13 protein-coding genes are annotated in these 22531 nt (G+C 69.6%); 2 read left to right on the plus strand and 11 right to left on the minus strand.

Going from position 1 to position 22531, the window contains the following annotated elements; translation table 11 throughout:
• Positions 1-906 (minus strand): hypothetical protein, encoded by a 906-nt coding sequence (locus ACZ1DY_RS26570; RefSeq protein WP_465481234.1) that lies wholly within the window; start codon positions 904-906, stop codon positions 1-3.
• A gap of 149 nt (positions 907-1055) precedes the next feature.
• Complete coding sequence (locus tag ACZ1DY_RS26575) at positions 1056-4985, minus strand: alpha-(1->3)-arabinofuranosyltransferase (RefSeq protein ID WP_465481235.1); 3930 nt, start codon at positions 4983-4985, stop codon at positions 1056-1058.
• A 40-nt stretch (positions 4986-5025) separates the two neighbouring features.
• Here ACZ1DY_RS26575 and ACZ1DY_RS26580 point away from each other — a divergent pair, with 40 nt between their 5' ends.
• Positions 5026-5730 (plus strand): class I SAM-dependent methyltransferase, encoded by a 705-nt coding sequence (locus ACZ1DY_RS26580; RefSeq protein ID WP_465481236.1) that lies wholly within the window; start codon positions 5026-5028, stop codon positions 5728-5730.
• Here ACZ1DY_RS26580 and ACZ1DY_RS26585 read toward each other — a convergent pair.
• The 4 genes from ACZ1DY_RS26585 to ACZ1DY_RS26600 form a co-directional block, all read right to left on the minus strand.
• On the minus strand, positions 5724-7469 hold the full coding sequence (locus tag ACZ1DY_RS26585) for a hypothetical protein (RefSeq protein WP_465481237.1): 1746 nt from the start codon (positions 7467-7469) through the stop codon (positions 5724-5726). The two genes, ACZ1DY_RS26580 and ACZ1DY_RS26585, sit on opposite strands and share 7 nt — an antisense overlap.
• An 8-nt stretch (positions 7470-7477) precedes the next feature.
• Positions 7478-9055 carry a substrate-binding and VWA domain-containing protein gene (locus ACZ1DY_RS26590; RefSeq protein ID WP_465481238.1) on the minus strand — a complete coding sequence of 526 codons (1578 nt, stop codon included), beginning with the start codon at positions 9053-9055 and terminating at the stop codon, positions 7478-7480.
• 211 nt (positions 9056-9266) lie between these two features.
• A complete protein-coding gene (locus tag ACZ1DY_RS26595; RefSeq protein WP_465481239.1) occupies positions 9267-11381 on the minus strand; it encodes an EAL domain-containing protein in 2115 nt (704 codons plus the stop codon).
• A gap of 462 nt (positions 11382-11843) precedes the next feature.
• Positions 11844-12332, minus strand: coding sequence for a hypothetical protein (locus ACZ1DY_RS26600; protein ID WP_257485929.1), 489 nt, complete (start codon positions 12330-12332; stop codon positions 11844-11846).
• Between the two features lie 124 nt (positions 12333-12456).
• On the opposite strand from ACZ1DY_RS26600, the gene ACZ1DY_RS26605 reads away from it, so the two are divergent.
• A complete protein-coding gene (locus tag ACZ1DY_RS26605) occupies positions 12457-15162 on the plus strand; it encodes an AfsR/SARP family transcriptional regulator (RefSeq protein ID WP_465481240.1) in 2706 nt (901 codons plus the stop codon).
• Here the strand turns inward: ACZ1DY_RS26605 and ACZ1DY_RS26610 are convergent.
• The 5 genes from ACZ1DY_RS26610 to ACZ1DY_RS26630 all read right to left on the minus strand — a co-directional run bounded on the left by ACZ1DY_RS26610 (position 15155) and on the right by ACZ1DY_RS26630 (position 22527).
• Positions 15155-15952: an alpha/beta fold hydrolase gene (locus ACZ1DY_RS26610; RefSeq protein WP_465481241.1), complete on the minus strand. Its 798-nt coding sequence runs from the start codon at positions 15950-15952 to the stop codon at positions 15155-15157. The genes ACZ1DY_RS26605 and ACZ1DY_RS26610 overlap by 8 nt on opposite strands.
• Positions 15953-16021: 69 nt before the next feature.
• Complete coding sequence (locus ACZ1DY_RS26615; protein WP_465481242.1) at positions 16022-17170, minus strand: epoxide hydrolase family protein; 1149 nt, start codon at positions 17168-17170, stop codon at positions 16022-16024.
• A gap of 288 nt (positions 17171-17458) precedes the next feature.
• Positions 17459-19801 (minus strand): polysaccharide lyase 8 family protein, encoded by a 2343-nt coding sequence (locus ACZ1DY_RS26620; RefSeq protein WP_465481243.1) that lies wholly within the window; start codon positions 19799-19801, stop codon positions 17459-17461.
• Positions 19802-19907: 106 nt separating this feature from the next.
• The gene (locus ACZ1DY_RS26625) at positions 19908-21368 is read right to left on the minus strand and encodes an aldehyde dehydrogenase (NADP(+)) (protein ID WP_465481244.1); all 1461 of its coding nucleotides are present in this window, start codon (positions 21366-21368) and stop codon (positions 19908-19910) included.
• A gap of 13 nt (positions 21369-21381) precedes the next feature.
• A complete protein-coding gene (locus ACZ1DY_RS26630) occupies positions 21382-22527 on the minus strand; it encodes a hypothetical protein (RefSeq protein ID WP_465481245.1) in 1146 nt (381 codons plus the stop codon).
• Positions 22528-22531 lie beyond the last annotated feature (4 nt).

The raw sequence follows: 22531 nt of genomic DNA on the forward strand, positions 1-22531 counted from the left end.
TCACCCGATGTGGACGTCGGGTCGCGGCCGCCGCTGGGCGCTGCGAAACGCCGCTCTGAGTTCGCCCACGACCACATCTGGTTCGCTACGGATACGAGACGGCAAGGTTTGGAGAACGACGATCCCGGCGGCGGCATAGCGCGCGTTTCGCGCGAGGGTCGCACGGAAGTCGTCGCCCTTGGCGTGATGGCCACGGGAATCGACCTCCCAAGCGAGTCCGATCTCGTCGCACCAACCGTCCGGCTTCGCGACGAACCGGCCCGCCGCGTCGAAGACCTTCACGTTCCATCGGAACTCCGGCAAGCCCGAACGTCTCCACAGGTGCCACGCGTCGGCCTCGGCGACCGAATGCGCACCACCCAGGATCGGCACCAGCGCCCGTAGCAGTCTCCCGTCGAACCGCGACCGCTCGTCGATTTCGACGGCGAGTGCCCGCGGCAGGCAATGCCGTTCTTGCACCGCTTCGGCCATCATCGCCACGATCGAGTCCGAATCGGGTGTTCGGCGTGCCGCGTCGATCACCGCTCGCGGCACGGAAGCGGTGGGAACACCGGCTCTGCTCAGTGGCGTGGGCAGGCGCCGTGTTCGTTCGACCTGGACGAACCCGGTACTCGAGATCGCTCGTTCGGCGGGTACCAGTACGTGCACTTCCTTGGTGTCTGGAAGTCTTCGCATGCCGTAGCGCTTGAGGGCGGGGACTCCGGTGAGCACCGCACCTTCACGAGCGAAAACCAGGCTCGCCTCGATCCGCTGTTCGTCGGTCGGCTCGCCGTTTCCGAGCAGCACGACTCCGGGCAGCAGCATCCGCCAGACACCACCGGGCTCACATCGGCGCCAGATCGTTCTCCTGGGCACGCCGAGCTCTTCGAGTCGCTTGACCCCGACCACAGCCGGGCCGCTCGTCATCAGTGGGTGCTGAGCCCACTCCCCTCTTCGCACTTGATCAGCTTGAGCCAGGCCACCGACAGAAACCACGGGCTCACATCGTGACCGGTCCGCTGAAGCGGGGGTGTGTGGAAATAGGGACGTTCAATGTCTCTATTTCCACACACCTCTCACGCTCTGTCACCCTCTTGCCCGCGTCCAGCGAACCAAGGCACACACGTCGCCACCATCGCCGCCGCCGCCAGCAGCAGCGAAGCCTGCGTCACCGGACCATAGGCCCACTCCTGCCCGTGCCCCAGCAGCCGCCCCACCACCGCGACGAGCGTCCCCACGACCATGCCGCCGAAAGCGAGGTACCGCGGCGCGCGTTCGCTGAACTGGCGGGCCAGCAGGACGGCGATCAGCAGCACGATCGGCAGCATCCCGCCCAGGACGGCCAGCAGTCCGATGAGCACCACCGGAACCACCCGTCCGGAGCCCGCCTCGACCGGAACACGTCGCCGCCGGACCGGCCACAGAGCGCCGATCAGCACCAGCAGGATCGCGACCGCCCCGATCAGCAGACCCGACCGGTACTTCCAGTCCGGGGTGAACTCCAGCTGCACGACGCCACCGGAGCCGGCAGGCAGGATCCACGCCTGCTGCCAGCCGTCGACGCGCGTCTTCACCAGCGGAGTCCCGTTCAGCGAAGCGGTCCAGCCCGCGTTCGCGTTCTCCGGAACGGCCAAAATGGACTCGTCGCCGCCCGCCACGGTGACCGAGCGGGAAGTCGCGTCCCAGGAGTCCACGGTGACGGCACGGTGTCCGGCGACCCCAGAAGCCTGCCCGACAGGCTTCAGCCACAGGTCCTGGACCACAAAGGACTCGGATCGCTCCGTTCGCAGTTCGTGCCCGCCCGCCGCCAGGTCGACGCCGCCCGCCGAATCGGGGCACGCGGAGAGCGTCAGCGGCCGGTGCGCGACGAAGTCGGCGAGGGTGCCGCGCACGGAAGTGTCGTAGTCGAAGCCGTCCAGGCGGACGTTCGGACCCGATCCGCAGGGCAGCGTGAATTCCGCGGCCGGGGCGGGAAGTTCCGCCCCGGTCAGGGAAAGGTTCCCGATGCCCAGCGAATGCCGTGTCCGCTGGTCGTCGTCGAGACCAGCGAACGCGATCTTCAGCTGCGAGGTCTCCAACGGCGGGAACGTCGCCGCGCCGGACGAGTCGAGTTCGACGGAGCGGCTCGACGTCGGGGTGGTCAGTTCCAGCCGTGCGGGCGCGCCCGTGTCGGCGGCGACGCGGATCCCCGAGATCGTCTGGGGTTTCGCCCAGTCCAGGGTCAGCGTCGGCCGGAGATCGGTGACGTCGGGCAGCCAGGTGGTGGCGGGATTCCTGTCGACCGCGGCGAATCCGCTCGCCGACGGATCTCCGCCCAGTTGCGAAGTCGCCGACACCTGCACGCCGGGCAAGGTCACCGGGAACCGGCCGCCGCCGGCGGGCAGCACGGTACCGCCGAACTCGTAGGCGCTCGGCGACGTCGTCGAGAACAGCCGCCGGATGCCGTCCGGCTCTTCACCGTCGCGGCCCGCGTTGGCATCGCAGCGGACGCGCCCTCCATCGGGCACGCACGCGTAACGCGGTTGCGGGCCCCGGGTGAACGCGAAGCCCGGCGCCGTGCCAGGGCCGAGGTCGGCGGGGACTTCGAGCGCGCGTTGCGGGTCGACGCCGGGGATCTTCAGTTCCGAGATCCCGACGTTGCCGTCCTGCCTGCCGACCACGAGCGACAGCAACGTGATCCGCACCTTGCGCGTCACCCCCGCGGGCGCCGGGTAGGTGTGCGCCCCCGCGCCCCGGACGACCTGGTGATCGACGGAACCGTTGTCCGTGGTGATCCGGATCCGGGTCGGCGGCCAGCCGACGCGGATGTCGTCGACCATCGCGAGATCGACCGAGTTCACCAGCCTCGGCGTATCCAGTTCGACTTCCAGCCACTCGCCGATCGGCCCGGTGAAACTCGACGAATGCCAGGCGGTACGCGGATCCCCGTCCAGCGCGGCGAACGGCTGATGGCTCGGATCCGAACCGCCGAACGCGTCCGCGAACGAAGCCGCCGTCGACGCGTCGACCGAACGGATTCCCCGGTAGGCGGCCACGGTCTGGTGCTGCTCGCCGGGAAACGGCAATACGTCCAGCGCGGCTCGTTGCTGCCGTGCGGATTCCCCGGCGGTCAGCGTCTGGCTCAGGTTGTCCCGCACCCCGCCGACATTGCGTTCGGCGCGACGCAGCCCGTCGGTGACCAGCCTTGGCCCGGCAGGCGAACCGCCGTCCCCGGTCAGCACCGTCGGCGTGCCGGGGTCGAGCTGCCCGGAGTTCATCAGCGGCAGCAGGTTCTCCGGCCCGCCACTCACCGTCGGGACGTCCTTCGCGGACGTCGCGGTGACCAGCGGCACCGGCCGTTTCACCTCGAAGACCTCCAGTGGCCCGAACTGCGCCGACTTCTCGATCCCCGGCGAACCGGCCAGCCCGGCGCGCAACGTCGTGAAATCGGGCGCGCCGACCTTGGCGCGGTCGATGTCGCCGCGCAGCAGCAGGAACCGGTAACCCGATCGCGCGAGCAGCGCCGCGAGCCCGGGATCCCCTCGGCCGTCGGCCAAGGCCGCGTCGATCGAGTCCATCAGGCGGGTGTTGCCCTCCGAACCCAGCGGGACCTGGTTGCGCACCGCCCACGGACTGTCCGCGATGGCCTGCGCCGGTTCGTCCACTGTGCGGCCCCAGTCGTACTCACCGAACCCGGTCGCCGGCAGCAGCAGTGTGCGCGCCGCCGCGTCGGCCTTGGCGACGTGCCCCATCGCGTCGTACCAATACCCCGGCACTTCGTCCCAGCCCGGTCCGGGCCGCAACGTCAGCAGCCACACCGGCGCGGCCATCGCCACCACCAGTAAGGCGCCCAGCGCGGGACGCAGGTTTCGCCGCAGCGCGGGCGCGGCGCTCGTGATGCCGTGCACGAACGCCAGCATCAACGGCAGCCGCAGCACCGGTTCGAATTTGTGGACGTTCCGCAGCGGCGCGAGCGGTCCGTCGAGCAGATGCCGCACCGGTTCCGCCAGCGGGCTGTCGAGCGTCCCGACATAGCCGACGGTCAGCAGCGTCAGCCCGGTCAGGACGCCGAGCACCAGGAAACGCCGTTCCGGCAGGCCGCGCCGCGCGAGGCCGAGCAGCCCCACCGCGGCCACCAGCCCGGTGGCCGTCATGAGCACGGGATTGTCGATCAGCGCCCAGCCCGACGGCCACCACGGCGTGCCCTGCACGACGTAGGCGACCCACTGGTTCGTGCCGCGCAGCACCTCGAACAACGACATCGGCGCCGTGGTGTTGGTCGCGGATTCGATGTAGTCGAGGAACGGCAGGCTGTACTGGCCGAGCAGCACCAGCGGCAGGAACCACCACAGCACCACGCCGACGACGAAGACGAACCACCAGATGACCAGCGCGACGTGCGTGCTCCGCCATTTCCGGGTCAGCAGCCACAACCCCGGGAGCACCAGCGCCATCACGACCATCGCGCCGTTGATCCCGCCCATGCACAGCACGGCGAGCGCGGACAACCCGGCGGCACGGCGCGGCGAGCCGATGCGATCGGCGAGGATCAGCGGCAGCAGCACCCACGGCAACAGGACGGCGGGCAGCATTTCCGAGGACAGGGAACCGATTTCGGTGACCATCCTCGGCGCGAGGGCGTAACCGACTGCTCCGATCAGCCGAGTACGTTCGTTCCCTATTTTCAGCGCGCGGGCCACCAGGAGGGCCCCACCGAAGGCGACCGAGAGCAGGATCGCGCACCACAACCGCTGCGCGATCCACACCGGGATCCCGGCCGCCTGGCACAGCGCGAAGAACGGCCCCATCGGGAACAGGTAGCCGTACGCCTGGTTCTGCAGCTCCCCCGCCGTCGCCTGGGGATTCCACAGGTGCAGCGCCCGGCCGAGGAAGGCGAGCGGATCCACGGCCAGATCGAGTTTCGTGTCGAACGTCGTCCTGCCGGGACGCTGCACAAAGGACAGCACGGTGAGCGCCAGCACGATCCACGTGCTCGGCCGTTTCACAAGCGCCCCGGGGGTTACCATCCGGTAGATACTAGGCGGAAACGTGGCTACTATGCGCCCTATGACAGACGGTTTCGAAGATGCGTGGTCGCTCGCCGAACCCGTCAAGGGCTGGATGACGCGGGAGCAGGGCCTGTCCTTGTGGAACGCGGCCCGCCGGTTGGACAAGGGCGACCTCATCGTCGAAATCGGCAGTCACCAGGGCCGTTCGACGATCGTGCTCGCCAGTGCCGCCCGCACGGTCGGCGCGCGGGTGGTCGCCGTCGACCCGTTCGTCGACGGCCGTCTGTTCGGCGGATCGCCGACACGCCAACGGTTCGAGGCGAACTTGCGGAAGGCGGGCGTCGAGGACGTCGTGGAACTCGTGGCGGAGTACAGCACGAAGCTCCGCCCGGGCTGGGATCGTCCGATCCAGCTGCTCTACATCGACGGCAAACACGACTACTGGACCTACACCGACGACCTGCGCTGGTCGGCCAACCTGGCCGACGGCCGGGAAATCCTGGTCCACGACTGTTTTTCGTCGATCGGCGTCACCCTCGGCACGATCGCGAAAGTCCTCTTCGGACGGCGCTACACCTATCTCGACCGCGCGACGTCGCTGGCGCGGTTCCGGCTCTCCCCACCGTCGTTCAAGGACAGACTGCGCGTCCTCGCCCAGCTGCCGTGGTTCCTGCGCAACGTCGGGATCAAGATCCTGCTGCGGCTCCGGCTGGCGCCCGTCGCGAGGATCTTCGGCCACGACAGTCCGTACGACCCCTACTGAGTGAGCGGCTTGCCGACGTCGACCTTCGCGAGACAGACGGGAGCACCCTTCGCGGACAGCTGAAAGCCGATCTTGTCGAAGAGTCCCTCGATCGGCAGGTACATCGTGTGAAGGCCGGGCTGGAACCACACGGGCACGCGGGTGCCGTCGCGGTCCACGAACCCTTCGCCGCCGTCCGAGGTGAAGTAGTCGATCCGCAGCAGGTAACGGCCGAGAACGGGCGTGTCCAACGGAACGCGGACCAGTTGTTCACCGACGGTGTACCCGCAGCCCGCCACCGGGCCGGGCACGCCGCGGGAAACCGGCTCCACCCCGGTGATCGTCCGCGCGGTGCCCGAATCGTCCAAAAGGGACATCCGGCTCGTCGGCTGGTCGAACTGGAAACCCGGGATCAGGCCGACCACCCTGGACGTGCGGGCGTTTTCCCCGAACCACCCGTGCAGGACGTCGTTCGGCACCGCCGTGTCGAACAGCACGAGATCGGGATCCCGTTCGATCGAGGCACGCGCATTGGCGAGGAACTCCCGGGAGTGGTCGAACCGCAGTCCGGGCGCCAGCCGGGAGAACCCCACGGCGGAACTCGCGATCAGGGCAAGACACAACGCCAGGGCGATCGGGCGTTTCGCCGTGGACGGCACGGCATCCGAAGGCCGGTCGAGCGGTTTCGGTTCCAGGAAGGCGAAAGCCAGACACAGCGCGGCGACGAGCGTCAGGTCGGCGACGTAGCGGGGATCGCTGCCCAGTTCCGGGCCGACCTCGGTGAGCCGGGTGGCCGCCGACAGCCCGATGTCCGCCACGAACACCAGACCCAGCAACAGCCACGCCTTCCTCGCCCGGAGCCCGCCCACGCGGATCCCGGCGACCAGCACCGCGACGGCCAGGAGCAGCAGCGGAATCCGCACCGCCACGGGGGAAGCGGCGAACGTCGCGCCGGGACCGGGGCCCGACCAAGGTCCGCCCACGAGTCCGGGGATCAAGGTGTCACCGAGCATCCGTCCCGTCATGTCCGCGACCGTGCCGACGGTGACCGCGCCACCGCCTTGCCCGACCTGGCTCGTGGTCAACGCCAGGAAGACGACGGCGTAGCCCGCGAGGACGGCGGCGAGGACACCCATGAGCACGAGGTGCCGGCGCAAGGAAATCCCGAGCAGCACGGTGATCCCGGCGATCAGCACCGGGATGAACACGGCCTTCTCGTAGAAGGCCAGCCCGAACACCGTCCAGGCCACGGTGGCGATCGCCCAGCGCCCGCCGTCGGCGAGATAGCGCACATGGGCGTGGAGGGCGGCGGTGGCGGCCAGCAGCACGGGCGCGATCTGGATGGCGTACGCCCACCACAACGTCGGGACGAGCAGCAAGGTCGACGTCGTGAACATGGTGAACGGGACGAGAATCCCCCACCGGCGGCCGAAACAGCGCACCAGCACCGCCCACAGCAGCACGGAGGACACCGCCTGCATCACCAAAACCGGAGCCATCAGCACGGCGAAGTTCAGCGGTGCCCACGCGGTCAGCACGTCGGCGAGCAGGAATCCGCCGGGCGCGAGATGGCCGTGGTAGTCCTGGAAGAAGTAGCCGAAGTCCAACGGGCCCGACTTCGCGGCGTGATACGTGATGACGAAATCATCCTGCGCGAGGCTGCCGCGCAGCGCGGCCCACACGTGCAGGATGAACGGGATCGCGCCGGCGGCCAACGCGGCGAGCGTGACCGGCGAAGGTCTTTTCCCCCGGAGGAGCACGGATCGCCTCAATTCTTGCAGGTCGGCGGCTGGCACATGATCTTGCTCAGCGCCTGGTAGAAGACGTCCGAGATCTTCCTCGGATCGGGGGTGGTGAACGAATCCCCGCCGGTGGCGGTGGAAACCTGCCGCAGTTCGGACGCGTCGATATCCGGCCCGATGCCGATCCCGATGACGGGCAACGGTTTCCTCGGGTCCTGGAGCTTACCCAGTTCCTCCAGCAACCTCGGCAGCCCGATCGTCTCGCCGTCCTCGTTGCGTCCGTCGGTGAGGACGACGACCAGGTTGATCCGGCCGGGTTTCCAGTTCTGCCTGGCGTTCTGGTACGCGGCGAGGATCGAATCGTAGAGCCCGGTCGCGCCGCCGGCCTTCGGCCGCACGGCTTGCAGCCGCTCGACGCCGCCCGACGACTTCTGCTCGGCGATCGTCTTCATCGGCAACAGGACCCGATGGTCCTTGTCACCGTCCAATTTGGTCGAGAACAGCCACAGGCCCAGTTCGGTGGAGGGTTTGAAGAGTCCGAGCCCCTGCGTCGCGGCCTGCAGGGTGAGCTCCATCCGGCTCTTCCCCGACCCCGGCACGGCGGCGGACATCGATCCGGAGACGTCGAGCAGCACCTGGACCCGGGCGCTCAGGTTCGTCCCCGCCCAGGCCTGCAGTACGGCGTACAGGTCCGTCACCGGCGGCGGCCCTGGCGGATGTGGCGCCGGGTCGGTCCGGCTGTCCCGCGCCCGCGGCACGGCGAACTGACCGGTGGGCGCCCGGAATCCCTCGTCGGCGAAGATGCTGCCGGCGAGCGGATCGAGCAGCAGCCGCAGAAAACGTTCCGCCGCGGTCCTCGACGCTTCGGACGCCTTCGGCAGCACGACATACGGGTAGTCGAACCCCTGCACCGGGACACCGGGATACGCGGCCACCAGATTCCGTGCGAGTACCGACTGCTCGGTCGCCGGGGTCTGTCCCGGCGCGGGGTTCAGTTTTCGCATGGCGGCGGTGAAGGCCGCGGCCGGATCGGGCTCCTTCTCGGTCAGCTTCCGCAGGGCGAGCAGCGTGGCGACGCCGAGCGGATCACGCGCCGGATCCGGGATCCCGACCGGGGAGCCGTCGAGGATCTCCTGCCAGGAGGGCGCTTTCTCCGGCCAGCCGAACCGCCGCGCCGTTTCGTCGGAAAGTCCCAGTACCACCGGGGAATTCGCCACCGACTGACCGGATTCCGGCAGGTTCCACGCGCCGGCGTCCCTGGCCTGCGACAACATCGTGCTCGACTCGGGAACCCAGACGTCGGGCCCACCGGAGGCGGTGGTCCCGAGCAGATCGGCGACCTCGGCCGACTCCTTCGCGGTCACGTTGACGCTGAAGCATTCTTCCTGCGGCACGGTCTTCGCGAGCCGCGTGAGCACCGGTGCCACGTCGGGTGCCGCGGTGATCTCGACCGGCGTCAGCGCGTCACAACCGTTGCCCGCCAACCGTGCCCGCAGATAGTCCACGCCCCACCAGGCGCCGAGCGCGACCACCAGCAACAGGCTCAAGACGACGACGGGCGCGTTGAAACGCCCGCCACGCCTCGGGCCTACCTGCATGTGCATGCCTCCGAGGTGCGGGGTGAGGACCTGGGATGTTGCCCAATCCGCCCGCGAACGTCAACCCTCGGGTAACTTAGCGCGTTCCACTGCGGCAAACGGCCTAACCGAACTCGCGACTCGCGTGATTGAAGGCGTAACTCGCGTGATCAGAGGCGTAACTCGTGAGTTACGCCTTCAATCACGCGAGTTACGGCTCTGATCACGCGAGTTACGCCTAACCGAAATAGCGTCCGGCACCGATGTGGGCGCCGGCGTTCTGCCACCATCCGGCGTCACCGGTCGAGTCGATCCCGTCCGCGATCACCGTCGCGCCCGCCATGGTCGCGGTGTCGATGAGGTTCCGCAGCGAACGTTCCGCCAGCGGTTCCGTCCGCCGTTCCGCCAGCCGGGGCGCGATCCGGACCGTCCGCACGGGCACGTCGACGAGGCAGACGACGTCACCGGCCGCGCCGAAGTCCTGCAGTTCCGCGTCCACGCCGATCTCGGCGAGGAGATGCAGGTTGTCGACCGTCTCGCCTAGGTCGGCGAGCACGGCGCCGGCCGGGAAGCCCAGCCGCAGCCGTGAGGGCCCGAGCCCGGTCGTGGTCAGGATGGTCCGCACCGATCCGACGAGATCGGGGTCCGCGGCCTGGTGCGGGGTCAGTCCCACGACCATCGGGAGCCGGTCGTCCGACTCCTCGCAGGCGGTGCGGATGAGCCATTCGCCCAGCGGCACGATGAGACCGGTCTCGTCGGCGAAGCGGACGCAGGTGTCGTGACCGATCCGGCCGTGGCGCGGGTGGTTCCACGCGAGTCTCGCCTCGATCCCCGCCGGCCTGCTGTCCGCCAGCCACGTCAACGGCCGGAAGCCGACCTCGAGCTGACCGGTCTCCCAGGCGCCCGCCATGGAGACGGCCAGGCCGAACTCGTGCCGTTCCCTGGTGTCGAGGGTGGAGTCGGACAGCGCCCACTGGCGGTAGCCGTTGGCCTGCGCCCGGCGCAGCGTCATCCCGGAGACGCGCAACAGCTCGTTCGGCGCGATGTCCCTCGGTGGCCGGTGCACGACCCCGATACAGGCCGAAACCGCCACCCCGCTGCCGCTTTCGAGGTAGACCGGTTCGGCGAGCTCGTGGTTGATCATGCCGATTACGGTGGCGACGTCCGGGCTGGCCGCGGTGTTCTGGATGAGGATGCCGAATTCGTCGCCGCCGATCCTGGCGACGAGCGCGTCCTCGCCGCCGACGACGGCCCGCAGTTTCGCGGCGACGCTCTTCAACAGGTCGTCGCTCTGTTTCTGGCCGAGCCCGCCCGCGATCAGGGAGAAACCGTCCAGGTCGAGGTGGTAGACCGTGACGCCGAAGGACGGGTCGGCGTGCCGGAGCGCCCGTTCCAGCCGGGTGCCGAAGCACTGCCGGTTCGGCAGGCCGGTCAGCGGGTCGTGCAGGGCCTGACGGCTCAGCTGCCGCTGCAGCAGGGAGACGTCCGTGTCGCCGGCGACCAGGGTGATCAACTGCTGGGCTTCGCCCGCCGGGTCGCGGATGACGGCGCCGGTGAAACCGGCCCACGTCGGTTCCTCGTCCTCGGCCACGAGTCTTCGCGACAGCTCGAGCCGCTGACTCTCGCCGTCGAGCAGCTTCCGGTAGCCCTCGCGCAACCCGTCGGCGTCGTCCGGGTGCACGAGGTCGTAGAGGTTGACCCCGGTCAGGTCGGCGACGGGCCGGTTCACCATTTCGGCGAACGCGGGGTTCACCCGCTGGACGCGGCCGTCGACCCTGGTGACGGCCACGCCGGTGGCCGAACCGGTGAAGAGCTGCTCGAAGCGCGCCTGGGTCAGCACCAGCTCACGCCGGGTCTCCCGTTCGAGCGTGACCATGGTGCGGCTCAAGTCCTCTTGCTGGGTCTGGATGCTCTCCCGCAGCGCCTCGCCGTAGCCCGCCGCGAGCGCGCCGAGCACCTGCAGGACCCGTTCTGGGAGCGATTTCACGCTCTGCAACTCCGGCTCGTGCAAGAGCCCCTTGCCGAGCACCTCCATCGTGCGGCGGAGGCTGTCCGGGCCGACGCATCTGAGCGCGACGAGCCGCGCGCCGGCTTCGGTGGCCTGCGCCGGCTCGGCGTCTTCACTTTGCACCGCGGCGAAGACCTGGTCCAGGAGAGCGGCGAAATGCTCTTCGATCTGGGCGTGGGTATACGGAAGATACGCCGTACCGGTGACCAGGTAGGCCCACTTGCGGGCCAGTGTGGCGCGGCTCGGCGCGGTGTTCTTCCGCTTCGGGGATGCGGAGGATGAAGTTCTCTTCGGGGCGTCCGGCGATACGGGGAGCTCATCGCCGTCCGGAAGTGGGGCAGTCACGTCCGCCGGTCCTGGGGTCGCTTTCGTATTCCGTGGTGGAGAAACATCTTCCACGATTCTCTAACCGTACTCACGGTTCACCGATCATCCAATCGGGTGGTCACCCTACGGTACCGCGACTCCCGTCTTGTCCTTCGGCCATACGCGTTGCGTGGTAAGGCCGGCGAATGTCCGGCACCGGACAGAACATAAGCGGAAAAGCCGCGCCTCGGTGTTTTCCGTCGCGTGGAACAGTCCGCGTATCGAGCGGCATTATCACAGAACCTCTCCGGAATCGGGGCGCTCGGAAGGACCATGAACTCTACACGTGGTGATCGAACGTTCACCGTCAGCCCGCTGCCCCCGGCCCCGTGAATGGTGATGACGGCGAGGTGAAGCGGCCCCCCTCGAAGCCAGGCCCGATCCCGAGGACTCGAGCCTCGCCTCACCCCCGTGGTACCGCCATCACCACTCCCGGCCCCGTCAGGGCAGCACGTCGGTCACCGTGTCCTTGATGACCAGCCACTTGCCGTGCTCACGCACCAGCGTCAGGCTGATCGTGTAGTGCCGGTCGATGTTCTGCGACGGAGCCTTGTAGTACGCGTCGAGGATCGCGAAGCCCATCTTGCAGTCCTCGACGACGGTGTGCGTCACCGTCCACGGCATGCTCCACTCGTACGGCAGCTTGAACTGCACGTCGATCACCGGATCCACGTTGGCGTCGTAGCCGATGATCGTCTGGCCCTTGCGGCCGATGGTCACCATGTTCTGGTGGATGATCGCCCGGTAGCGGGCCGCGTCGCGTTTGTTGAAGCTGTCCATGTCCTCCCAGACCGCGCGGTCGAACGCGCGCTGGCAGGCCTGCCGCTCCGTCTCCGCCCGCTGGTCACTGGCCGCCGCGGCGGCGGGTACGGCGATTCCCGCCGCCGCCACGACCGCCCCGGCCAACGCCGCGTAATACCGCTTGCGCATGGGATTCTCCTCATCACGTCCTGTATTCCGTCCTCGGCAGGTTCTCCGGACGGCGCATCACAGCTGCATCACTTCCGCACCGGCGCGGGCGGACCGCCGGTTAACCTCGCGGGAGGGGGGTGCGATGGAGTTTCGGATTCTGGGTCCGGTGCAGTGCCGCAGCGGCTCGCGGGCGCTGAAGCTGGCGGGCTCACGGCAGGAGCGGATCCTGGCCGCGCTGCTGCTCGGCGCCGATCGCGTCGTCTCGGTCTCGCGGCTGGTGGACGTCGTCTGGGACGAGGACCCGCCCGCCACCGCCACCCGCCAGATCCGCAATCTCACCACCGCGCTGAAACGCGCACTCGTCGCCGAGGGCGCCGCCGGTGACGTCCTGACCGCCGAGGGGCCGGGTTTCGTCCTGCGTCCACGGGTCTTCGATCTGCGCACGTTCGAGGAGCACGTCTCGCGAGGCGAGTTCCGCGAAGCACTCGCGTGCTGGCGCGGCCCTGCTCTGTCCGGTGTGGACAGTATGGCGCTGCGTGGCGAGGCCGAAGAGCTCGACGAGCGCCACCTGTCCATTGTGGAGCGTTGCCTCGACGAGGAGATCTCCGCCGGGGAGGACACCGTCGCGGAACTGACGGCACTGGTTGCCGAACATCCGCTCCGGGAACCGTTCGCCGGGTTGCTCATGCGCGCACTGCATCAACAGGGCAGGCAGGCCGACGCGCTGAACGTCTACCGGCAGGCACGGACACGGCTGGTGGAGGAACTCGGGATCGAACCCGGGCCGAAGCTCCGCGAACTCTACGAGCGGATCCTCCGCGACGAGCCGGAATACGGCAAGACCCGGTGCTTCCTCCCTTACGACGTCCCGGATTTCACCGGCAGGGAAGCCGAGATCGGCCGCCTGCTCGACGCCCTCCGCCTCGGCCGCCCGGTGGCCGTCGACGGGATGGCCGGCGTCGGCAAGACCGCGCTCGCCGTCCACGTCGCGCACCGGCTCGCCGCCGACTTCCCCGACGGGCAGCTGTTCGTGGATCTGCACGGGCATTCCCCCGCCCGTGAACCGCTCTCGCCCGAGGCCGCGCTCGAAGCCCTGCTCGGCCAGCTGGACGTTCCGGCGAGCAGGCTCCCCCGCGACGTGGACCGCCGGGCCGAGCTCTGGCGCGCCAGAACGGCGGGGCGGTCACTGCTCGTGGTGCTCGACAACGCCGCGAGCGCGGAACAACTCCAACCGTTGCTGCCGGGTTCCGCCACGGTCGCGCTCGTGGTCACCAGCAGGCGGCGCCTCGCCGCCGTGGACGGTGCCGCGTCGATCAGTCTCGAAGTCCTGCCCGACGAACAGGCGGGCGCCCTGTTCGCGGCCGCGTCCGGACGACCCGATGCGGGTGTGGCCGCGTTGTGCGGGAATCTGCCGCTGGCGATCCGGATCGCCGCGGCGCGGCTCCAGAATCGTCCACAGTGGACCGTGTCGACCCTGGCCGAACGGCTGGGTTCCGAACACGACAGGCTGGCCGAGCTGAAGGTCGCCGGACGCGACGTGGCCGCGGCCTTCGCGCTGTCCTATCGGGATCTGGACTCCGCACAACAGCGCATGTTCCGTTTGCTGGGGCGGAATCCCGGCACCGACATCGGGGTCCCCGCGGCGGCCGCGCTGGCCGGTGTCGGTGAACCCGAGGCCGAACGGCTGCTGGAGGACCTGCTCGACGCTCATCTGCTCAGGCAGCCCGCGCTGGGCCGTTACGCGTTCCACGACCTGATCGCCGAGCACGCCCGCAGCGTCGCGCGCGACGAGGAATCGGGTCCGGCGATGACCAGGCTGCTCGATCACTACCGCGACGGCGGGGGCCCCGGCTGGTACCGCGGGGAACGGGCGAACCTGGTCGCGGTGACGCGCCACGCGTTCGAAGCCGGTCTCGACGAGTACGCCTGGCGGATCGCCGAGGACACCACCGAACACCTCCGGGAGAACGGCTATCTCGACGAGCTGCTCGCCGTGGCGCGGACCGGGGTCGCCGCCGCCCGCCGGATCGGGGATCCGCACGCGATCCAGCTGAGCCTGGCGGGTCTCACCCTGGCGTTCTGGGAGAACGGGCGGCTCACCGAGGGGATGGACTGCGCCATGGAGCGGCTCGACGTCGTCCGGAGGTCCGGTGATCGGGCGGCCGAAGCGATCGCACTGTCCCGGGCGGGCGCCCTGCACGGCATGCTCGGCCGTTACGCCGAAGCGATCCGGTTCTATCGGGACGGGCTGGCCGTCGCGGACGGCGGCACCGACGCCGCCGCGACGCTGTGGACCAACCTCAGCAACACGCAGGAGGTCCTCGGTGACCTCGACGACGCGCTTGGGTCGGCCAGGCGGTCGGTGGCGCTCCGCGAAGACGACCGCGGCATGATCCTGAGCTCGGCCCAGCTCGGTCTCGTCCTGGCCCGGCTCGGCCACTTCGAGGAAGCCTTCGAGACCATCGAGCGTTCGATCGCCGCCTCGCGCGACTTCGGTTACCTGTTCGGGGAGGCGTGGAGCCGGATCGACCTCGCCGACGCCCTGTTGCTCGCCCATCGGCCGGGCGACGCGCGCGAGCAGGCCGAACGCGCGTGCGCGATCCTCACCCGGCTCAACCATCCGCTGCTGCTGTCCATGGCGGCGAACAGCCTGGGCACCGCCTGCCTCGCCCTCGGCGAGACGACGGCGGGCCTCGACCGGCACCGGCTCGCGCTGGAAACGGCGAGGCGGATCGGTTACCGGCTGCAGGAGGCCCGGGCGCTGGCCGGGTTGGGGCAGACCCGCGCCGCACGCGACCACTACGCGGCGATGGGCCTGTCCCCCGAACCGCTGCAGGTCGTCACCTGAGGAACCCGGTGAGCAGGTCGCGCAAAGTTTCCGGCTGGTGGAGGACGCCGTGGTCCTGCCCTTCGACCGTGGCATAGCGGGCGCCGGGGACCGTGTCGGCGACCGCGCGGGCGCCCGCCCGCATCCAGGCGTCGCTCTCGCCGCCGTCGATGACGAGCGTGGGGACCTGGATCTTGGCCAGCCTGTCCGCGGGCAGCACGTTGCCGGGACCACAGAGCGCGAGGTCGTAGGGCAGCGTGTGGGCGAGGCCGGTGAACCACGCCCAGAACGCGTCGTCCCGCATCCCCTTCACGACCTCGGCCGGGGTGGCCGTCCCCTCGACCAGGAAGAGCTCGGCCGCGCCGTCGCGGTCGCCGTCGGCGATCAACGCCCGGACGCGGTCGAAAAGGTCGGCCGCGGGCCGCGTACGGCTGTCGTCGACGACATACGGCGGCTCGTACACGGCGAGGCTGGTCATGGCGACGCCTCTCGCGGCGGCCTCCAGCCCCAGCACCGCTCCCGACGAGTGCCCGAACACCGCCGCCGAACCACCCACGTGCTCGACCAGCGCGGCGAGATCCTCGACCTCACGCTCCACCGAGTAGACCGCGCCCGCGCCGCTGTCGCCGCGTCCGCGCCGGTCGTAGGCGATCACGGTGTAGTGCGGGGCCAGCGTCGCGGCCAGGCCGGCGACGGTCGTCCGGTCGTTGAACGCGCCGCCGACCAGGACCACCGGCGCGCCCTGCCCGGTGCGATCGAAGGCGATCGAGGTGCCGTCGGCCGAGGTGACGGTCTCGAACGAGGTGGTCATCAGGTCCTCCAAGGGTCTTTCGCACTTTAGCTTCGTCCCTGGGTCGGAGCCGGTGACCACCGCTCGACATCACTTCCGGAGATTTCCGAAGAATTCCCGGAGCTCGGTCACCACGTCGCCCGGAACGGCCATCGCGACCATATGGCTGGGGCTTTCGCGATCCGCCCAGCGCACGATGTCGTTCTTGCGGGTGGCGATCGTGCGCAGCGCGGACGGCCCGCCGTGGGACACGCCGGTCGGCACCGCGGTCTGGTCGATCGGCATCGCGGCCGCGCCCTCGTAGTACGGCCACAGCGAGGTGCCGCCGGTCCCGGTCAGCCAGTACAGGGTCGCGTTGGTGAGCAGGAGGTCGCGCTCGATCGGCTCGGCGGGCGCCGCGCCTTCGGGCCAGCCGTCGAACTCCTTGAACCGCTCGACCAGGTACGCCAGCTGCGCGACCGGCGAATCGAGGAAGCCGAAACTGAGCGTCTGCGGCCGGTTCGTCAGGTACGGCGCGTATCCGCTGCCGCCCGCGAAACGCTCCAGCAGCCCCGCGAGCTCCGCCTGATCCCGTTCGGTGAGTCCCTCGAACTCGGCCGGATCGCCGGTCGGCACGCCGAGCCCGGACGTGATGTGCGAGCCGATGACATGCTCGGGCGCGTGCACCGCGAGACACGGCGTCACCAGCGCTCCGGCGTCGTTCCCGTGCGCGCCATAGCGTTCGTAGCCGAGACGGCTCATCAGCTCCGCCCAGGTCTGCGCCACCCGCGCGATGTCCCACGGGCGCTCGTCAGCAAACTCGGGGAACGGCGAGAAGCCGAAACCTGGCAAGGACGGCGCGACGACATGGAAGGCGCGCGACGGGTCGAGGCCGTGTGCTCGCGGGTCGGTGAGCGGCCCCAGGACGTTCAGGAACTCGGCGATCGAGTTCGGCCAGCTGTGCGTCATGATCAGCGGGATCGCGTCGGGTTCCGGCGACCGGACGTGAAGGAAGTGGATCAGCTGCCCGTCGATGATCGTGGTGTACTGCGGAAAGTCGTTGAGCCGCTTCTCGTATGCGCGCCAGTCGTAGCCGTCTCGCCAGTATTCGGCCAGGTCCTTGAGGTACGCGACGGGAACGCCTCTGCTCCACTCGGCACCGGGCAGCGCCGACGGCCAGCGGGTGCGGGCCAGCCGGTCGGTCAGATCGTCCAGATCGGACTGTGGGATGTCGATGCGGAACTGCTCGATGTCGGTCATGTGGCGACCGTAGGGGCCATTCAGGCCAGATCCTGACCTAAATGACCCCGCAGTTAGTCGACTAAACGCGGCGCGGTCGTCCGTGACCCTTCACGGTGAGGGCACCGCCGTTCATTGCGTGCTCATGGCCGAGCGTGTCGCGAAAGCCACTTTCGCGACGCCTGACGTCCCGAAAGTGGCTTTCGCGACACGGCCCCCTGGCAAGCATGGAGAGGCGAAGGGAGCCTTCTCCGCATCGGATGCGACGAAAGTCCCCTTCACCCCAACCCAAGCCCCGCATTCAGTCAACTAAACGCGGACGATCTGCGTGGCGCCGAAGGTGTCCTTCACCGGCACCTCGACGGTCTTGCGCCGCACGGTCACGCGCAGGACTTCCTGCCGCTGTGTCGGGTCCGAAACGGCCAGCTTCCAGCCGTCGCGGGTCCGGCCCAGCGCCACCGACGCTGGACCGGACACCGACACCTCGTCGACCGAGCCGGCGGCGAAGAAGTTCGACAGCAGCGTCGCGTCCCACAGCCGGACGGCCTGGACGGTCGCGGTGTTGGACCGCACGCGCCACGACCAGGCCGAGGCGATCGTCTCCAGCACCGACGCGGTGGGCAGGACGGCGTACGCGTAACTCGCGTTCGAGGGCTTGGCCCCGTGTTCGATGACCAGCTTTTGATAGCGCCGGGTGTAGGGCACCGTCGTGCCCTTGGTGTTGGCGCCCTTGTCGATGTCGCGCCAGGTGCCCGTCCGGTCCTCGCGCAGCGCGGTGACCTCGGCGTCGTCGAGCAGGACGTACCCGCCGACCTTCTCCAGGTGTAGCCATCGCTTGCGCCGCAAGGACTCCGAGCCGCCGACGAGATGGCCGTCGGCCAGCAGGACACCGGAGCCGTTCTCGCCGAGGTTGCGGTTCTCGATCGTGGTGCGGATCCGCTCCCCGGAGGAGTCGGTGATCCCGGCACCGAGGCACAGCACGCCCGAGGGAGTGAAGAACCACGACTTCTTCGCGGTCAGCGTGCCGTCCTGGGAAACGAAGTCGAGGGCGTGCGCGCCGTGTCGCGCGTCCCAGCGGACACCGCCGCAGTGATCCTTGCTCGTCAGCGGGACCGACTCCAGTTTCGGGGCCGGACCGGTCTTGGTGGTCGTGCCGGGCAGCAGCAACGGGTCGACGGTCGGCCAGTAGGCGTCGGTGAAGTGCCCCTTCGCCTTGGGCAGGAACAGATACAGCGACCCGTCGCCGACGTACCAGCCGTGCAGGTTCATCGAGTTGATCGACTCGTACCGCGAGATCCGGGTCGAGGCGACGCCGAGCGAGGCGGACCAGCCTTCGGTGACGTGCACCATCCGGTCCTGCTGGCCGAACACGCGATGCGTCGCGACCGTCCGCGCCGGCCGGATCCCGGTCGCCAGCAACTCCTGCGCGAACTCGATACCGGGGATGCTGACGAGATCCGGCCCTGGCGCGAACCGTTCGGGATCGGGGATCTCCAGGTACGGCGCGAACGTGTCTTCGGTGATCCACTTCGCGGCGAGGCCGCCCAGCTCCTCCTTGCGCCGGCCACTCGCCGACCGCGCCAGCAGGACCACCGCGCCGGTGAGCTGATGTCCGATGTCGTGCGCGGATTCCCCTTGCCGCGAAAGGAACCGGCCGCGGACCGACTCCATCATCGCGCCGGCGTGGACGAACGGCGCGAACGTGTCGGCGACCAGCGCGTACGCGGCGTCGCGCACGTCGGCGGGCAGCGCGAACTCCGTGCCCTGGGTGACATGGATGGCGGACGCGACCGCGGTGAGCAGGATGATCCCGTAATGCCCGGGATAGGGCACCGAGTCGTGCTGCAGGAACGATCCGTCGGTGTGGAAACCGTCGCCCGCCGCGCGATGGAGCTTGGCGATGACGCTCGCCGCTCCCCCGCCTTCGACGTCGGTGAACGCGCCGACACCGCGGTGGATCCGGTCGACGTCGCCGAGCATCGCACCGGAGACGATCGAGATCATCGACTTGTCCGCGCGGTTGGCGCCGGTCTCGACGACACTGGGGTTGTTGGTGCGGCGATTCGGGTCGCCGGAGAACTTCAGCACCGGCTTGAGGTACTTGGCGAGCTCGTCCTGGGTCAGCTCACCGGCCACTGTGGACAAAATGTGCAGCAGGTAGAGCGGGATACCGATCTCGTAGGTGTACCAGTTGCCGATCTCGGCGGTCTTCTCGCTGTACTGATCGCTGATGTACAGCAGTTCCAGCGCGCCCTTGATCCGGGCGAGCACCGCCGGGTCGCCGGCGAGCGCGCCGCCGGGGGTGCCCCAGTTGACCGCGACCGCGCGGAGCCGGGCGTACATCGACGTCGTGAACTCGCTGCCCGGGCCGAGCGGGAGGTCCTTCCACAGTGGACCGCCGCCGACGGTCATGCTGTCGTGATAGGCCTTCGCGACCCTGTCCAGGTTCGCGAGCGCGGCGGTGCGTTCCGCCGACGGCCGGTCGATCCCGGTCTGCAGCTCGCGATAGCCGGACACGATGGACGACGCGCCCGGGGCCGCGGACTGCGCTGACGAAGGGCTCGCGAGCGCGGTCGTCAGCGCCACCGAAGCGGCCGCGGCCGCGCCTCCCCGCAAAGCCGTTCTCCTGTCGAAGTGACCGAATCCGGACATGACGGTGCCTCCCAAGGGGGTCAGAGACGGGTTCAAGGGCGGCGGCGGGTGCTGGGGCTCGTGAGTGGTAAGGACGGTTAGAACCGTCCTTACCACTCACGAGGTGTTACTGGTGCTTCCCGTCGGTCCTGCGGGGCAGGTCCCACGGGTTGTTCTCCTGCAACGGTTCCGGCAGCAGCGCGTCGGGGAAGCCCTGCCAGGCGATCGGTCGCAGGAACCGCTCGATCGCGGCGGTGCCGACCGAGGTGCTGGTCGGCGCGGTGGTCGCCGGGTAGGGACCACCGTGTTCCTGTGCCCAGGTGACCGTGACGCCGGTCGGCCAGTCGTTCCACAGCAGACGGCCGGCGACCCTGGTCAGCGACGGAAGTACCGGGCGGATCCAGTCCACATCGGACTCTTCACCCTGGATGGTCGCGGTGAGACCGGGTTCCATCACGCCGAGCAGGCTGATCAGTTCGTCCTGATCGGCGTAGGTGACGATCAGCGAAGCCGGGCCGAAGCATTCCTCACGGACGGTGTCGGCGTCGGCCAGGAAGGCCTTGGCGGTGGTGGCGAGCAAAGTCGCGCCGTGCGAGATCCCTTCCGTGCCACCGGATTCCGACAGCACCTCGACGCCGTCGACCTCGCTCAGTTTCGCCAGCCCGTCGGCGAATCCGGCCGCGATCCGCTCGTTGAGCATCGGCTGCGCCGGGATCGCCGCGACGGCCTCGCGCAGCGTGTCTTCGAGGCCGTGGCCCTCGGGCAGGAACAGCAGCCCCGGTTTGGTACAGAACTGCCCGGCACCGAGGGTGAACGAGCCCGCGTAGCCCTTGGCGATCGCTTCACCGCGCGCGTCGATCGCGGCCCGAGTGACGACGACCGGGTTGACACTGCCGAGTTCGCCGTAGAACGGGATCGGCGACGGCCGCGAGGTCGCGATGTCGAACAGCGCGCGCCCGCCCGGCACCGAGCCGGTGAACGACGCCGCCTGGATCCTCGGGTCCTTCAGCGCCGTGACGCCGTTCTGCTGGCCGTATATGACCGCGAAGATCCCTTCCGGCGCACCGGCGCCGACCAGCGCTTCACGCAGGACCTCGCCGGTGCGGGCGGACAGCTCCGGATGTCCCGAGTGCGCCTTGAGCACGACCGGGCAGCCGGCGGCCAGCGCCGAAGCGGTGTCCCCGCCCGCGACACTGAACGCGAACGGGAAATTGCTGGCGGCGAACACCAGCACCGGCCCGATCGGGGTGAGCAGCCGCCGGATGTCCGGCCGCGGGCCCATCGGCCACGCGGCGTCCGCGTGGTCGACCGTGGCGCCGAGGAACGCGCCGTCGGCCAGCACCTCGCCGAACAGGCGCAGCTGGAACGTCGTGCGCTTCAGCTCGCCCTGCAGCCGTGGGGAGGCCGGGAGATGCGTCTCCCGGTTGGCCAGCGCGATCAGCTCGTCGGCGGCCGCGTCGAGGGCGTCCGCCGCCGCGTTCAGCCATCCGGCGCGCTGGGCTGGGGTCGCGGCCGCCGTCGTGCCTGCCGCATCGGCGGCGGCCGCGAGGATCTGGTCGAGCGTGGCGGGATCCGTTGCCTGGCTCATTTTCTGGTGTCTCCTAGAGTTCTTGCGCGGCGCTGACGGCGGCGATGAGATCCGCCCAGCGCCCCGGGCCGGCGAGGCCGAGGTGGTACAGGTGCAGCTCGGCGGCGCCCGCCTTGCCGAGTTCGATGGTGTAGGCCTCGATGTCGGGGACCGGGCTCGCCGCCACCGCGGTGATGTAGCTGCCGACGGCGACCTTCTCCGGCAGCTTCGCCCGTGCCGCCGCGACGGCGCCGACGCTGGGACGGCCGGGTGCCCAGTTCTGCAGCACCACCGCGTCGACGTCGTCCGGGGCCGACGGCGTCAGCCCCGGCAGTGCGCCGGTAACCCACGGGTCCATCGCGCCGTGTAGCACGATCCGGGGCCCGGACGGGATCTTCGCGAGCACCGCGCGCCGGAGAGCGTCGGTCGCGTTCTGCCGCGTGTCGAGCAGCACCTGCCGCAGGGTGGGGAGGATCTTGTCCTCGGTCGCCCGGAGGTCGCCGCTGTCGATCAGCCGCCGGACCTCGGCCCGCAGCTTGCCCAGCGCCTTCGCCGGGTCCTGCCCCGCCGCGGCCCAGGCGTCGAGACACTCGTCGCAGCAGCAGATCGAGAGCAGCCGGGCCACCGCGGGCGACCAGACGCCGTCGGTCTTCTCGTGCTGGTGCTGGTGCACGGCGCCGAGCGGACCGCAGGCCTCGAGGATGACCGTGGCGAAGTCGAGCCCGGCGAGGCTCTCCGCCGTCACGTTCGCCGCGTATTCGCGGACGGCGGGCTGGCCCGGGCACAGCGCCCACGGGTACCGCTCGCCGAAACAGTTGCGCACGGTGTAGTCCGGGAACTCCGTGCCCAGCTGCGAATTGTGGGTCAGCACGAGCCACGCCGCGGCCGGGATCCCCGCTTCGTTCAGCATCCGGACGGCGTCGCCCGCGCTGTCGCGGCTTTCGACCCAGTCCGGCTCGGCGGGCTTCAGCTCACCCCACGCCTCCTCACGCACCGGCCGGTACAGCGCCGCGTGGCGCGCGACGACCGAAGTGCGCTCGGGCGACCAGGGCGTCGCCGCCCTGGCGCTGTGGTACGACACGGCGACGGCGACCTCGTCGACGCCGAGTTCTCGCACGCGCTCGACGAAGCCGGGATCGTCGACGACGTCCCAGGGGTAGGCGTATCCGGTGACCTTCACCTCG

It is taken from the genome of Amycolatopsis sp. PSD-21 (genome assembly GCF_055561455.1).

Excerpts from the sequence above, each read along its gene's own strand:
- ACZ1DY_RS26570 (WP_465481234.1), bottom strand. The coding sequence starts at position 906 with ATGACGAGCGGCCCGGCTGTGGTCGGGGTCAAGCGACTCGAAGAGCTC.
- ACZ1DY_RS26575 (WP_465481235.1), bottom strand. The coding sequence starts at position 4,985 with ATGGTAACCCCCGGGGCGCTTGTGAAACGGCCGAGCACGTGGATCGTG.
- ACZ1DY_RS26580 (WP_465481236.1), top strand. The coding sequence starts at position 5,026 with ATGACAGACGGTTTCGAAGATGCGTGGTCGCTCGCCGAACCCGTCAAG.
- ACZ1DY_RS26590 (WP_465481238.1), bottom strand. The coding sequence starts at position 9,055 with ATGCACATGCAGGTAGGCCCGAGGCGTGGCGGGCGTTTCAACGCGCCC.
- ACZ1DY_RS26600 (WP_257485929.1), bottom strand. The coding sequence starts at position 12,332 with ATGCGCAAGCGGTATTACGCGGCGTTGGCCGGGGCGGTCGTGGCGGCG.
- ACZ1DY_RS26605 (WP_465481240.1), top strand. The coding sequence starts at position 12,457 with ATGGAGTTTCGGATTCTGGGTCCGGTGCAGTGCCGCAGCGGCTCGCGG.
- ACZ1DY_RS26610 (WP_465481241.1), bottom strand. The coding sequence starts at position 15,952 with ATGACCACCTCGTTCGAGACCGTCACCTCGGCCGACGGCACCTCGATC.
- ACZ1DY_RS26615 (WP_465481242.1), bottom strand. The coding sequence starts at position 17,170 with ATGACCGACATCGAGCAGTTCCGCATCGACATCCCACAGTCCGATCTG.
- ACZ1DY_RS26620 (WP_465481243.1), bottom strand. The coding sequence starts at position 19,801 with ATGTCCGGATTCGGTCACTTCGACAGGAGAACGGCTTTGCGGGGAGGC.
- ACZ1DY_RS26625 (WP_465481244.1), bottom strand. The coding sequence starts at position 21,368 with ATGAGCCAGGCAACGGATCCCGCCACGCTCGACCAGATCCTCGCGGCC.